Annotated in this window: 14 protein-coding genes; 12 read left to right on the top strand and 2 right to left on the bottom strand. The window is 40.3% G+C overall.

Features of this window, described 5'->3' with window-relative positions:
- Positions 1–465 precede the first annotated feature (465 nt).
- The 4 genes from FJR11_RS02520 (at position 466) to FJR11_RS02505 (ending at position 4,039) form a co-directional block, all read left to right on the top strand.
- Positions 466–1,035: a photosystem I assembly protein Ycf4 gene (locus FJR11_RS02520; protein ID WP_168502144.1), complete on the top strand. Its 570-nt coding sequence runs from the start codon at positions 466–468 to the stop codon at positions 1,033–1,035.
- A 169-nt stretch (positions 1,036–1,204) separates the two neighbouring features.
- The gene (locus tag FJR11_RS02515; protein WP_168502159.1) at positions 1,205–1,981 is read left to right on the top strand and encodes a peptidylprolyl isomerase; all 777 of its coding nucleotides are present in this window, start codon (positions 1,205–1,207) and stop codon (positions 1,979–1,981) included.
- A gap of 81 nt (positions 1,982–2,062) precedes the next feature.
- Positions 2,063–3,199: a beta-ketoacyl-ACP synthase gene (locus tag FJR11_RS02510; protein ID WP_168502143.1), complete on the top strand. Its 1,137-nt coding sequence runs from the start codon at positions 2,063–2,065 to the stop codon at positions 3,197–3,199.
- A 9-nt stretch (positions 3,200–3,208) separates the two neighbouring features.
- Entirely contained in the window at positions 3,209–4,039 is an 831-nt protein-coding gene (locus FJR11_RS02505) for a class I SAM-dependent methyltransferase (protein WP_168502142.1), read from the top strand.
- Positions 4,040–4,092: 53 nt separating this feature from the next.
- On the opposite strand, the gene FJR11_RS02500 is transcribed toward FJR11_RS02505, so the two are convergent.
- Positions 4,093–5,058, bottom strand: a complete 966-nt coding sequence (locus tag FJR11_RS02500; protein ID WP_168502141.1) for a glycosyltransferase family 2 protein — start codon at positions 5,056–5,058, stop codon at positions 4,093–4,095.
- A gap of 109 nt (positions 5,059–5,167) precedes the next feature.
- On the opposite strand from FJR11_RS02500, the gene FJR11_RS02495 reads away from it, so the two are divergent.
- Positions 5,168–6,367: an argininosuccinate synthase gene (locus FJR11_RS02495; RefSeq protein WP_168502140.1), complete on the top strand. Its 1,200-nt coding sequence runs from the start codon at positions 5,168–5,170 to the stop codon at positions 6,365–6,367.
- Positions 6,368–6,466: 99 nt separating this feature from the next.
- Here FJR11_RS02495 and FJR11_RS02490 read toward each other — a convergent pair whose 3' ends face one another.
- Complete coding sequence (locus tag FJR11_RS02490) at positions 6,467–7,096, bottom strand: DedA family protein (protein ID WP_168502139.1); 630 nt, start codon at positions 7,094–7,096, stop codon at positions 6,467–6,469.
- Between the two features lie 243 nt (positions 7,097–7,339).
- Between FJR11_RS02490 and FJR11_RS02485 the strand changes: the two genes are divergently transcribed.
- From FJR11_RS02485 to ndhI, 7 genes are all read left to right on the top strand, one after another.
- Positions 7,340–7,837, top strand: a complete 498-nt coding sequence (locus tag FJR11_RS02485) for an HNH endonuclease (RefSeq protein WP_168502138.1) — start codon at positions 7,340–7,342, stop codon at positions 7,835–7,837.
- A gap of 652 nt (positions 7,838–8,489) precedes the next feature.
- Positions 8,490–9,767 carry a bifunctional oligoribonuclease/PAP phosphatase NrnA gene (locus FJR11_RS02480; protein WP_168502137.1) on the top strand — a complete coding sequence of 426 codons (1,278 nt, stop codon included), beginning with the start codon at positions 8,490–8,492 and terminating at the stop codon, positions 9,765–9,767.
- A gap of 113 nt (positions 9,768–9,880) precedes the next feature.
- Positions 9,881–10,066, top strand: a complete 186-nt coding sequence (locus FJR11_RS02475) for a DUF29 family protein (RefSeq protein ID WP_168502136.1) — start codon at positions 9,881–9,883, stop codon at positions 10,064–10,066.
- Positions 10,067–10,089: 23 nt separating this feature from the next.
- Entirely contained in the window at positions 10,090–10,584 is a 495-nt protein-coding gene (gene sixA, locus FJR11_RS02470) for a phosphohistidine phosphatase SixA (RefSeq protein ID WP_168502135.1), read from the top strand.
- An 88-nt stretch (positions 10,585–10,672) separates the two neighbouring features.
- Positions 10,673–11,809: a citrate synthase gene (locus FJR11_RS02465; protein WP_168502134.1), complete on the top strand. Its 1,137-nt coding sequence runs from the start codon at positions 10,673–10,675 to the stop codon at positions 11,807–11,809.
- Between the two features lie 569 nt (positions 11,810–12,378).
- Positions 12,379–13,497: an NADH-quinone oxidoreductase subunit NuoH gene (gene nuoH / locus FJR11_RS02455; protein WP_168502132.1), complete on the top strand. Its 1,119-nt coding sequence runs from the start codon at positions 12,379–12,381 to the stop codon at positions 13,495–13,497.
- A 171-nt stretch (positions 13,498–13,668) separates the two neighbouring features.
- Positions 13,669–14,250 carry an NAD(P)H-quinone oxidoreductase subunit I gene (ndhI, locus tag FJR11_RS02450; protein ID WP_168502131.1) on the top strand — a complete coding sequence of 194 codons (582 nt, stop codon included), beginning with the start codon at positions 13,669–13,671 and terminating at the stop codon, positions 14,248–14,250.
- Positions 14,251–14,314 lie beyond the last annotated feature (64 nt).

The raw sequence follows: 14,314 nt of genomic DNA, 5'->3' as shown, positions 1-14,314 counted from the left end.
AACTAAAATCCTCGTTTTTTTACTAAAATTGCCACACTTTTTAAGCAGTGTTTTCGCGGTTTTACCGATTTATGTCATCTGCCGTGAGGAATTCAACGTTTTTTTACAAACCCAGCAGCCTTGCAGAAGCTAAGATTGTGAGAATTGACTAGTGATCAGTTCTCATAAATTATGACATGATTAGCTACCATTAACCAGCAATCTAGATTGTGGTAATGTAATGATTCTTAACTTATCACATTCGCCAGGGTTTACGCTGGATATAAGACAGGAAGTTAAATATTTAGGATCTTCAATCCTGTCAATATCAGAATTTTAACAATTTGAGACAAGTTTTCTCAGAAATCTTTGTAGGGAAGCCGGAACTGCGCCCTCAAGTCCCTCAAGTTCTTCTCAATTTCTTGATAACTTGCAATCCAGACTGCTTAAGTGGCAGACTTGAGAAAGATAGTCCAAGGTAGTTTAATGACCGTATCAACAACAATTAACAAAAGCGAGAACCTCCTCTATCAAAAGGTTCTTGGTTCACGTCGGTTTAGTAACTACTGGTGGGCAAGCATTGTGACTATGGGAGCCAGTGGGTTTTTCTTAGCTGGTATCTCTAGCTATCTCAAAGTTAATTTACTCATAGTTACTGATGCAACACAACTAATATTTGTCCCTCAAGGATTGGTGATGGGACTGTATGGTTCTGCTGGCTTGCTATTAGCTACATATTTATGGCTTGTGGTTCTGTGGGATTTAGGCGGCGGTTATAATGAGTTCAATCGGGAAACGGGGACATTAAAAATCTTTCGTTGGGGTTTTCCAGGGAAAAATCGTCAAATTCAAATTGACGGACGGGTTCAAGATGTACAATCTGTCAGGATTGTGATTAAAGAAGGTCTTAATCCTCAACGCGCTTTGTATCTTAGAGTTAAGGGTAGGCGGGATATTCCCCTCACAAGAGTAGGTCAACCGTTATCTTTGGCAGATTTGGAAACTCAAGGTGCCCAGTTAGCTCGTTTTTTAGGAGTATCCTTAGAAGGACTCTAAGCATTTTGGATTTTGGATTTTTTGGATTCGTGAACAACAAACAAAACAAGATCCCCGACTTCTTGAAGAAGTCGGGGATCTGAGAATGAGTTGTTTTCACAATTTAAAATCCAAAATTCCATCATTGGCAAGAAAAGATCAGATACTTTGGTTAATGCAGTTACTAACAATGCGGTTAAAATTTCCACAATTTTTTGTAGTTCTGTTGATGATTGGTGCTTTGACCTTGGGAGGATGTACAAAAAATACAATATCTTCTAATACATCCCCAACGGCAACAACTACCTCTGAAGCGGCTACTAGCGCTACTACTAGCGCAAAAACAGTATCAGAAACTATTAATGATAGTGTTCCCGGAATAAAAGATTTACCACGGCTTGAAGGCAAAGCTACTGTGGTAATGACAGTTAAGGGCGCACCAATTACGATTGAAGTAGATGGTACAAATGCACCAATTACTGCGGGTAATTTTGTGGATTTGGTACAAAAAGGCGTTTATGACGGTTTAGTATTCCATCGTGTTGTCCGCGACCCTCAACCTTTTGTGGTTCAAGGTGGTGATCCTAAGAGTAAAGACCCGACAACACCACCACAATTACTAGGTACAGGTGGTTATATTGATCCTAAAACCGGGGATGAGCGCCGTATACCCTTAGAAATTAAGCCAAAAGGCGCAGATAAGCCTATTTACAGTAAGACAATTACTGAGAAGCCTGAGTTACAGCATAAACAAGGGGCGCTTGCTATGGCAAGATCACAATCGCCTGATTCTGCTTCTTCTCAATTTTACTTTGCTTTAGCAGATTTATCCTTCTTGGATGGTAACTATGCCGTGTTTGGTAATGTTACCCAAGGTTTTGATGTAGTTAACAGAATCCAGCAAGGCGATCGCATTGATTCTGCAAAAGTTACTCAAGGTGCAGAAAATCTGAAAACTCCTCAGTAGTCAGTAGTCAGTTGTCAGTTGCCAAAATAATTGACAATTGACTGCTGATAACTGCCAAAATCTAAAATTTAAACTCTAAAATTGGTTAAGGTTGTTGTTACTGGTATTGGTCTAGTTTCTGCTTTAGGTAAAAACTTAGAAGATAGTTGGCAAAATTTACTATTAGGAAAAACGGGGATTAAATTATATCAACCATTTCCAGAATTAGGAATAATTCCTCTAGGACTAATTGCAGAAACACCCTCTTCATTAAGTACCCTCACAGAAATAATTGTTAACGCAGCTTTGCATGATGCCCAAGTAGTATCACCTTTGCCTGATTGTGCTGTGGTAATTGGTTCTAGTCGGAGTTATCAAGCCGCTTGGGAAATGATGGCCCGACAGATAGATCAGCAAGAAGCTGGACTAAATTTAGACAATTGGTTAAATACTTTACCCCACATGAATGCGATGGCTGTAGCCCGACAAATTGGGGCAACAGGGGCAGTTTTAGCACCAATGGCAGCTTGTGCAACGGGAATTTCGGCGATCGCTCAAGCTGCTATGTTAATTAAAACTGGACAATATCAACGAGTCATTGCCGGGGCAGTAGAAGCACCCATTACCCCCCTGACAATCACCGGATTTAGGCAAATGGGGGCTTTAGCCACAACAGGGGCTTATCCCTTTGATTTACAGCGGGAAGGCTTGGTAATAGGTGAAGGTGGTGCTGTGTTGATTCTCGAATCTGCGGAGTTAGCAAATCAACGCCAAGCTAAAATTTATGGAGAAATATTAGGTTTTGGTTTAACAGTAGACGCGTACCATAGAAACTCTCCAGAACCAACAGGCAAAAGTGCGATTATAGCAATTCAGCAATGTTTAAAACGTAGTCACATTTCACCCACAGACATAGACTACATTCATCCTCATGGTACAGCCACCCAGCTAAATGACCGCATTGAAAGCAAAATTATCCAAAGCTTATTTTCGCCAAAATTAGCGATTAGTTCGACTAAAGGTAGCACAGGTCATACATTAGGAGCATCCGGAGCTTTAGGTGTAGCATTTTCACTCATGGCATTGCAACACAAAATTTTACCTCCCTGTGTAGGACTTCAGCAACCAGAATTTAATTTAAATTTCATCACATCAGCACAGGAAAGTAAAATTCAGCAAGTGCTTTGTTTTAGCTTTGGTTTTGGTGGACAAAATGCTGTAATAGCTTTAGGAAATTAAGGATCAATTATGAAAGAACTAGAACTACTTAAAAACTTATATTCTCAAGACTTACAAACTAGAAAGAACTGGTATTCTGAGGTAGCAGAAGCTTATAATCAACTCAGACCTCGCTATCCACAAGAAATTATTAATGGTGCTGTAGAAGTAGCTCAACTTCCGAGCAAAGCTAATATTCTAGAATTAGGTTGTGGACCGGGAAATGCAACTTTAGCATTTGCTCAATTAGGCTTTTCTATGATTTGTCTAGAACCGAGTTTAGCAGCTTATCATTTAGCAAAACAAAATTGTGTAATGTATCCACAGGTAGAAATTCAACAGACTACCTTTGAAGAATGGAAATTAGAACCTGGTAAATTCGATGCTGTTTTAGCAGCAACTTCTTTCCATTGGATTAATCCTGAATTTGGTAATCTGAAGATTTCCCAAGCTTTACGGAATCATGGTGCTTTAATTTTGCTTTGGAATATGACTCCCCAACCAGAATATGAAATATATCAAAGTTTTCGGGAAATTTATCAAAAATATGCTCCATCTTTAGATAGATATGAAGATATAGAAACCCAAAAAGAGATTGTTCATACTTTAGGAAAAAAAGCTATTGATTCAGGTAAATTTAAAAATCTAGTTTCTGAACAAATTGTCTGTAAAGTTAATTATGATGTGGATGACTTTTTACTACTTTTAAGCACTTACACACTATACTTAAAACTAGATATAGAAATTAGAAATTGTTTATTTACAGAATTACGGAAAAAGATCGAAAATAAATATGGAGGAAATATTCAAATTACCTATATATCAGCTTTTCAAGTTGCGGAAAAAGCTGATATAAATTAAAAATTAACCCTATTTAGTCACATTTGCCAGCATTTCATAATCCTTGCCTAAAATCATTTACTCTGCATTTCGGCATAAGCTGCATAAACACCTTTTACATTATACCAATTCAAGAAAATTCGCGCTATTTCCAAAGCTAACTGTGGCTTACCCAAATTAATCAACCATTGCAAAAATGGAGACATAGTTCTTTCATTCAATAACCCATTTAAAGAAAGAATTCCCCACAATAAACGATGAAACCAAGTCATTTGAATCATCATTTTTACTTCCCAGGTAGGATGTTTTTGATAAAACAAAACTCCCATTCTTCCCCGTTGAATTTCCTGATCAATTAACTTAGGAATTTGCTGTAAACTAAAAGCTGGATGCCAATGATAACCAACAGCTTCCGGACATTTAATTAATTGCAAACCCAAGTTTTTTAACCTGACACCTAATTCTAAATCTTCCCAACCATAAAGTTGAAACCCATTATCAAATAACCCAGCTTCCTCTAACCAATGTTTAGGAATAGCCACATTACCCGTAGCAAAGAAAGCCGCCGAAAAATCGGTGATTTTATAAGGTTCAGCCGTGGGATTTGCAAAGTTACAAGTATTAATTACAGCACCGTAAGTAAAAAAGCGATCGCTCTTCAACTTCTCTTTTCCCTTTACTAAAGCATTTGTATGAGCTTGCAGGAAATTAGACAAAACCACTAAATCACTATCAATAAAAATAATTGTGTCACCTTGCGCTTTTTCTACCCCTAAATTTCGCGCCGCAGCCGGGCCTGCATGATCCTGTTCAAAACAGCGGACATGAGGAAACTCATCTTTGTGTGCTGCTAACCAATTCAAAGTATCATCAGTAGAACCATCATCTACTAACACAACTTCATAGCCTTGTATATAGTTTTTGTTGCTGAACTCTTGCCCCTCCAAAGCGCGGAGGCACTTTTCTAAAATTGGTAAGCGATTATATGTGGGAATAACAATACTAAAAAACACAGTTTCACCGAAAAAACTATTACCCATATTTAGAATAAGACAAATATCGCAAAGTTACCGTTGCACAAGAAAATATACGCTAGGCAAGTCAGATATAATAATGACTCATTCTTTGTTTTCCTAAGTGGAGAAATTCATGGGTCGCGCTAAAAAGGTTGTTCTAGCATATTCTGGTGGAGTAGATACTTCTGTTTGCATTCCCTACTTAAAGCAAGAATGGGGAGTAGAAGAGATAATTACCCTAGCCGCAGATTTAGGTCAGGGAGATGAATTAGAACCAATTCGAGAAAAAGCCCTGAAATCAGGTGCAAGTGAATCCTTAGTAGCTGATGTTAAGGATATATTTGTTAAAGAGTACGCATTTCCCGCAATTCAAGCCAATGCTCTTTATGAAAATCGCTATCCTTTAGGAACAGCCCTGGCTCGGCCTTTGATTGCTAAGATATTAGTAGAAGCCGCCGCAAAATATGGTGCAGATGCCATCGCTCACGGTTGCACAGGTAAAGGTAACGATCAAGTACGTTTTGACGTTTCCTGTACAGCCCTCAACCCCAACCTGAAAATTCTTGCACCAGCCAGAGAATGGGGAATGAGTCGGGAACAAACTATTGCTTATGGAGAGAAATGCGGTATTCCTGCACCCGTGAAAAAATCTTCTCCCTTCAGTATAGATAAAAACTTACTTGGTCGCAGTATTGAAGCTGGTACATTGGAAGATCCAGCAAATGAGCCACCAGAAGAAATCTATGAAATGACCAAAGCCATAGCTGATACTCCCAACGAGTCGGAATATCTAGAAATTGGTTTCCAAAAAGGGCTTCCTACCACTATCAACGGAACATCAAAAGAGCCTGTTGAGTTAATTGAACAACTCAATAAAATCGTTGGTAATCATGGTATTGGGCGGATTGACATGATTGAAAACCGCTTAGTAGGCATCAAATCACGGGAAATCTACGAATCACCAGCAATGATAGTTCTAATTAACGCCCACCGTGACTTAGAAAGTCTAACTTTAACAGCAGATGTCAGTCAGTACAAACGAGGCATAGAAGAAACTTATACCAAAATCGTCTACAACGGACTTTGGTACAGCCCCCTCAAAGCTGCTTTAGATGCTTTTATTCAACAAACACAAGAAAGAGTTTCCGGTGTTGTGCGGTTAAAACTTTTCAAAGGTAACGCCACAATCGTTGGCCGTTGGAGTGATAATTCCCTCTACACCCCCGACTTAGCCACCTACGGTGCAGAAGACCAATTTGATCACAAAGCCGCAGAAGGCTTCATCTACGTTTGGGGTCTACCTACCCGCATTTGGGCGCAGCAGAACAAGTAAAAGGCAGGGGGCAGGGGGCAGGGGGCAGGGAGCAGGGAGCAGGGGGAAATAATTATTCTCATTACCAATCACCAGTCCCCAATCCCCAGTCCCCAATCCCTACTCTTCCGTTTGCTCCTTAACTTCGCGGGACTCCAACCAAATTGGCACAGCAATCACAGCAACTAAAATAAGTAACGCCAAAATTGCAAATTTACTTACCCAAGCCACCAATTGTTCTAGGGAAACAATTCTTCCCGCGAAAAAAGCTAATGTCACCATGACACTACCCCAAGCAGTCGCCCCAGCTACGTTATAAATCAGAAATTTGCCAAAGGGCATTTCCGCTATACCCGCAAGTGGTGAAGCAAAAATTCGCAATAAGGCAAAAAAGCGCCCAAAAAATACAGCTTTAGCAGCGTTTTCAGTAAATTGCTCTTTGATACTCAATAATCGTACTTCTGAAATGCGGAAAATCTTTCCAGCTTGCAGCAGAAAAGGCCAACCACCCACTCTACCAATCCAATAGCCGCAATTGCCACCAATTACAGCACCTCCAATAGCGTTACCGAGAACCAGCCAGTAATTTAATTCATTACTACCAGCAAGGAAACCACCAACAATAGTCACGGTTTCACCAGGAAGAGGAATGCCCAAATTTTCTAGCAAGATTCCCAAAAAAATTGCTAAATAACCATAATTATGAGCAATTTCTTGGATGTTTTCTAGTGAAATTAGCTCAAAAGACATCCAGCACCACCGAGTTTACAAATTTTTACCTTTACCATATCTTTGCTTGCTTTTGGCTAGGGTGTCAATGAAACCGCAGCAAAAACTCTGAATTGCTCTTTAAAAAAATGTAAATAACAAGATTCCAGACTTTTTTAAAACTTGGATATTTGAGTCAAACACCAAAGTATCAATTATTCTCATATCCCAGGTAAAGTCTATTTGTGTTATTATACGTAAAATTAATACCTTGAGCGCAGATTCATGAGGAAGGTTTTAGTCCTGAACGCCTCTTACGAACCGCTCAACATCACCAGTTGGCGACGCGCCACCGTGTTGTTGATTAAAGGCAAGGCTGAACGCTTAGAATACAACGGTAAATTCCTTTACTCGGATTTTCCGATGCCAACCGTGATCCGGTTGCGCCACTATGTCCGCGTTCCTTATATGGAAATTCCTCTCACTCGACGAAATATCTTGCATCGTGATAGCCATACTTGTCAATACTGTGGTCACACAGGAGACGGTTTGACCCTAGATCATGTCATGCCGAGATCACGAGGAGGGGGAGATACTTGGGAGAATATTGTTACTGCTTGTGTACGCTGCAACATTAAAAAAGGCTGTCGTACACCCCAAGAAGCCCGAATGCCTTTGCGTCATTTACCCCGTCAACCTTACAGCAGCCTCTACTTTGAGGTAACAAAGCATCTTAAAAGTGGACTTCACCAGGAGTGGCAAAAGTATGTCATAGGTCTTTGACATTACACATAATTAACTACAAAAACTCAGGACAAATTACACCTGTGGATATAACTGTTTGGCTAATTAAAGTCAATGACAGTAACTACAAGTAGGGTTTTCGCTTGTGTTGGATTAGTGATGACTACAGCTTATGGCAAATTTGCAATAAGCTGATATTTTCATGTCCGCAGCATCTGAAAACATCAATTTCAAGAATTGGCGTGGTGCTGCAAAAAAACGATATTATAGATAGATTTTGTTCTTAACTGATAATTTGTTACAATTACAGGTAAATGATTTGCCACCAATAAATTGAGATATCAATTTGCACGCAGAATAACGAAAATAACACAAGTCAAATAAATATTCAAGATAATTATCAAAGTTTTTTCATAAAAATCTGCATATTTGTTTAGACAAATCCACAAATTATGAGGTGGGATATATTCCAAGAGGTAAAGCGTACTTAATTTTCATCATCTCTGTAGCACTTTAGGTGGATGTAATAGATCCTTGACTCATGCTATTGACAAAAAAATAAACCACTCTACACAGTGCCACAATTAGTTTTAGATTATTGCCAAGTCTTATGTAGCTTTATGGGCGCATCATCGCTTAGATTGCATCTACACAAATAGTACCAATTCAACGCTTAAAAATACAGTTCCTTATGTACGTGAATTATCCAGCTTCTCAATTTGAGAGTTTATCATTGACCACAGATCCCCATCCAGAGGAAGTAGAAATAGAGAAAGAGTTAATTGAACTTCCACCTTTAACCCGGACTTCTTTACCATCCTCTAATGGTGATGGAGGTATCTATTTAGCCCAACGTGGTAATTCTCTGGCTACGCAGAAATCAGAAGAATTAAAAAAAACTCTACTGGTACACCGTCATGAGCGTCAGTTAGTGATTTTACAGGATTTTCCTGATCCTGATGCTCTTTCTTGTGCGTGGTCTTACCAATTAATTGCCCAACAGTATGATATCAAATGTGACATTGTTTATGCAGGGACGTTAAGCCACCAAGAAAATATTGCTTTAGTTAAGTTAACTAATTTACCTGCTCAACGGTGGACAATGCAAACCTTAAAAAATAAGGATTTGTCATCTTATCAAGGGTTTGTGTTAATTGACAACCAGGGAACTACGTCTCAGTTATTACCAGCAATACAACAAGCCGGAATTCCCCTCATAGTGCTAGTAGATCATCATAGTTTGCAAGGGGAACTCAAGTCAGAGTTTACCGATGTTCGTCCCTATGTACGAGCCACAGCCACAATCTTTACTCAATACTTACAAGCAGGATTATTAACCTTAGATAACAGCATTAGCCAGCACGTTAAATGTGCTACAGCTTTAATGCACGGTTTACGCTCAGATACAAATCGGTTGATGCAAGCTCAAGAAGAAGATTTTATGGCGGCTGGGTATTTGAGCAGATTTTATGATGTTCAGTTACTAAATGCTATTTTACAAGCAAATCGTTCTAAGCGGGTCATGGATGTGATCGAGCGATCGCTGAAAAACCGCATCGTTCAAAATAACTTTTCTATAGCTGGTGTTGGTTACTTGCGTTATGAGGATCGGGATGCAATTCCCCAAGCCGCTGATTTTCTCGTTACTGAAGAAAATGTGCATACCGCAGTAGTTTATGGAATTGTTCATGATGAAGATGACGAACTAGAAGTGGTGATAGGTTCTTTGAGAACCACAAAACTTACTTTAGATCCTGACGAATTTATTAAAGAAGCCTTTGGACAAGATAGCGCCGGGCGATTTTTTGGTGGTGGAAGGACGGGTGCGGGAGGTTTTGAAATTCCCATGGGTTTCTTATCTGGTGGTAATGAAAACTCGGCTTATGCCAAAATTAAATGGGAAGTTTTTGATGCACAAATCAAACAGAAATTATTGAGATTGGTGAATCCTAGAGATAATCCAATTTAGTCTTAAATCGGATTTAAAGACTTGATTGATTTAGGGTTTAGCGATGCTGAACCCATGCAAATGAATTTATTGGCGGTTAATTGCAACTTAAAAGTAGTGTTTGAGGCAATCCCATGAAGACGAAAAACCCCCAAATTTTACAACTTCTGTATGAGCAAGATTTTTATGCTTGGGTAGAACAAACAGCAGACCTTTTAAAATCTCGAAATTGGGAAATACTAGATTTAGAAAATTTAATTGAGGAAGTAGTGGATTTGGGTAAGAGTCACCTTTGCGTCTTTGCGCGAAACAAAAAATAATATAAAAACGCCCAACTAAAAACATGGAACTATACTTAATCCGTCATGGCATTGCCGAAGAACATCAACCGAACCTCAAAGACGAAGAACGACAACTCACCCCAGAAGGACGACAAAAAACCGAGAAAATAGCTCAAAAATTACTAAAGCTAGAATTACACTTTGATCTAATTCTTACCAGTCCCCTAGTTCGCGCTTACCAAACAGCAGAAATACTCATTGCCGCTGGATTGAGTTCCCAGTTAGAAGCATCTCATCATCTTAACTTTGCAGGTAATCTTCAGAATTGGCTGCAAGAATGGCTTGAACCCAGAAATTATCCCCAGAAAACCCGACTAGCATTGGTAGGCCACGAGCCTAATTTAAGCCATTGGGCAGAAATTCTCCTGTGGGGAGAAGCAAAAGAGAGCCTCATCCTTAAAAAAGCAGGTATGATGGGAATAAAACTACCAGATGATGGTTCAGCTTGGGGTCGTAGTCAAATGTTTTGGTTGACACCACCCAAGTACCTGCTGTAATTAGTTGTTACATCTGCAACTGTTATGGTGAAAATAGTCTCTGGTGAGTTAGCGTGAGCAGATATTTTACAAAGTAAATGGTGTTGCCATGACGGTATGCGAATACAAGCCTGGTTTAGAAGGCATTCCCGCAGCCCAGTCGAGTATTAGTTATGTAGACGGGCAGAAAGGAATTCTAGAATATCGTGGTATCAGGATTGAGGAATTAGCCGAAAAAAGTACATTCCTAGAAACTGCATATCTGTTAATTTGGGGTGAGTTACCAAATGAGGAAGAACTAAAAGCATTTGAGCATGAAGTTCTCTTCCACAGACGCATCAAATACCGCATTCGGGATATGATGAAATGCTTCCCTGAAAGTGGTCATCCGATGGATGCTCTTCAAGCTTCGGCTGCTGCTTTAGGTTTATTCTATTCTCGTCGGGACTTACATAATCCGGTCTATATTCGGACGGCGGCTGTCCGTTTAATAGCTACTATTCCCACAATGGTAGCAGCATTTCAGTTAATGCGGGAAGGCAATGACCCAGTTAAGCCTAGAGATGATTTAGGCTATGCTGCTAACTTCCTATATATGCTTAATGAGAAAGAGCCTGATCCTTTAATGGCTAAAATCTTTGATGTATGCTTAATCCTTCACGTTGAGCATACAATGAATGCTTCTACCTTTAGTGCTAGGGTAACAGCTTCTACTTTAACTGATCCCTATGCAGTAGTTGCTAGTGCCGTAGGTACTTTAGGTGGTCCGCTTCATGGTGGAGCGAACGAAGAAGTAATTCAGATGCTAGAAGAAATTGGTTCTGTGGAGAATGTTCGTCCTTATGTGGATAATCTGATGCAGCGCAAAGCTAAAATTATGGGCTTTGGGCATCGGGTCTACAAAGTCAAAGACCCCCGCGCTACAATCTTACAAGGCTTGGCAGAGCAGTTGTTCGATAAGTTTGGCTATGACGAATATTATGAAATTGCCCAAGAAATGGAACGGGTAGTTTCCGAAAAACTGGGTAGCAAAGGGATTTATCCTAACGTTGACTTTTATTCTGGTTTGGTGTATAGGAAAATGGGAATTCCTACAGACTTGTTTACACCAGTATTTGCGATCGCTCGTGTAGCTGGTTGGTTAGCACACTGGAAAGAACAACTGGTAGAAAACCGAATTTTCCGTCCTACCCAAATTTACAACGGTCGTCACGAAATCGCTTACACTCCCATTGACAAACGTTAACTATGGCAGTGGACAAGGTGGTTAGGACATTCTGAAAATCTCGAAGTCAGCAATGACAAGGTTTTTACTGTTGCCTCTTGCCTCTTGCGACAACAAATAACTCAACTCTAGATTTTGGATGTTCAATTCAAGCCCTCTAGTGGACAGATTGATAACTGTCATATCTGCCATTGAGGCTTGTAGTCCAAAATTACAACCTGCTCCCATTGGCAAATTTACAACAGCAGCCAGTTCTGGAAAATCAGACAATTTGGATACAATAGACAACCGTTGCCAACCTGGAAGCGGCTAGTTTGTCTTGTCTAACGACTTAATGGGTAAACTTTTGCCCATTTTCCCACTCACCAATCATCAATTCCCAATCCCAACCATAAGTAGAAGTTGTCTCTTGAGTCTCATGGCAAAAACCATCCAAGGATATACTAAACATGGGAATTGGCAATAAATTTACAATCGGGCATCATCTCAGCAGAGATTATTACTAAAGCTGAAGGAAAAAAAATGAAGACGGGAATCACTGATTTCATCCTTCATAGTTCATCAGAACGTTGACTTAAAGAGCAGCAAACATGAATCCAGGAATTGACCTCCAAGGAACTTTTATTCAATCTGTCAAGGACTTAGGCGTACCCCCAGGAGCAGCCAAAGCCTTATGGATGCCATTACCAATGGTATTGATGCTTATTGGAGCCACAGTAGGCGTACTAGTTGCCACATGGCTAGAACGGAAAATTTCTGCGGCAGCACAGCAACGGATTGGGCCCGAATATCAAGGGCCTTTTGGATTGTTAGTGCCTGTGGCAGATGGTCTGAAGCTGGTATTTAAAGAAGATATCATCCCAGCTAAAGCAGATCCTTGGCTATTTACCATTGGGCCAATTATTGTCGTTTTACCAGTATTTCTGTCTTATTTAATTGTGCCATTTGGACAGAATATCATCATTGCTAACGTCGGCATGGGCGTGTTCTTGTGGATTGCATTATCCAGTATTCAGCCCATTGGTTTATTAATGGCAGGTTATGCCTCTAATAATAAATACGCCTTGTTGGGAGGTTTACGGGCAGCAGCGCAGTCCATCAGTTATGAAATTCCCTTAGCATTGAGTGTACTAGCGATCGCCATGATGTCCAACAGTCTTAGCACCGTTGACATTGTGAATCAGCAATCTAACTTTGGCATTTTAGGCTGGAACATTTGGCGACAACCATTAGGTTTTATGATCTTTTGGATAGCCGCCCTAGCAGAATGCGAACGCTTACCCTTTGACTTACCAGAAGCAGAAGAAGAACTAGTAGCAGGGTATCAGACCGAGTATTCAGGGATGAAATTCGCCCTCTTCTACCTCAGTTCCTACATCAACCTGGTACTTTCTGCTTTATTAGTAGCAATTTTGTACCTTGGTGGTTGGCATTGTCCCATACCTCTGGAAATGATCACTGGTTGGTTAGGAGTTAGTGAAAGCGACCCGGCAATCCAGGTGGTTACAGCGGTTATAGGGATTACCATGACCGTAATTAAAGCCTACCTACTCGTATTTCTGGCCATTCTCATTCGTTGGACAGTACCACGAGTCCGAATTGACCAATTGCTAAACTTAGGATGGAAATTCCTTTTACCAATAGGCTTGGTAAATCTCCTATTAACCGCCGCCTTCAAACTAGCCTTTCCCTTCGCATTCGGTGGGTAATGGGGACTGGGGATTGGGGACTGGGGACTGGGGACTGGGGACTGGGGACTGGGTAATAGTTTTCCTAATCACCTCTTACCAATCACCTCTTACCAATCACCAATCACCTCTTACCTCTTACCTCTTACCAATCACCTCTTACCTATCGCCTGAAAAGAGTAGAGACACAAAATGCTCAAGTTCCTTAAACAAGTTGGTGATTACGCCAAAGAAGCAGTACAAGCAGGTCGTTATATTGGTCAAGGATTAGCCGTCACCTTTGATCACATGAGCCGGCGACCCGTTACCGTTCAATATCCCTACGAAAAATTGATTCCCGGTGAAAGATTTCGCGGCCGCATTCACTATGAATTTGACAAGTGTATTGCTTGTGAAGTTTGTGTGCGTGTTTGTCCCATTAATCTTCCTGTAGTTGATTGGGAAATGGACAAAGGCACGAAAAAGAAAAAGCTCAAACACTACAGTATTGATTTTGGAGTTTGTATCTTCTGCGGTAACTGTGTGGAATACTGTCCCACCAACTGTTTATCCATGACAGAAGAATATGAACTATCCACTTACGATCGCCATGAACTTAATTACGATAGCGTAGCTCTGGGACGTTTGCCCTATAAAGTCACAAATGATCCAATGGTGACACCACTCCGGGAACTTGTTTACCTACCTAAAGGCGTAATGGACCCCCACGGAGTCCCCGCCGATGCCCCCCGCGCTGGTTCTCGTCCAGAAGACCTAGTAGAAACAGAAAAATAATTAGTTATTAGTCATTAGTCATTAGGAAAGATAATTTACAACTGACCATTGACAACTGACAACT

Source organism: Anabaena sp. UHCC 0187 (assembly GCF_009712035.1).
Lineage (GTDB): Bacteria > Cyanobacteriota > Cyanobacteriia > Cyanobacteriales > Nostocaceae > Dolichospermum.
This window is presented reverse-complemented; position numbering and strand designations above follow the sequence as displayed.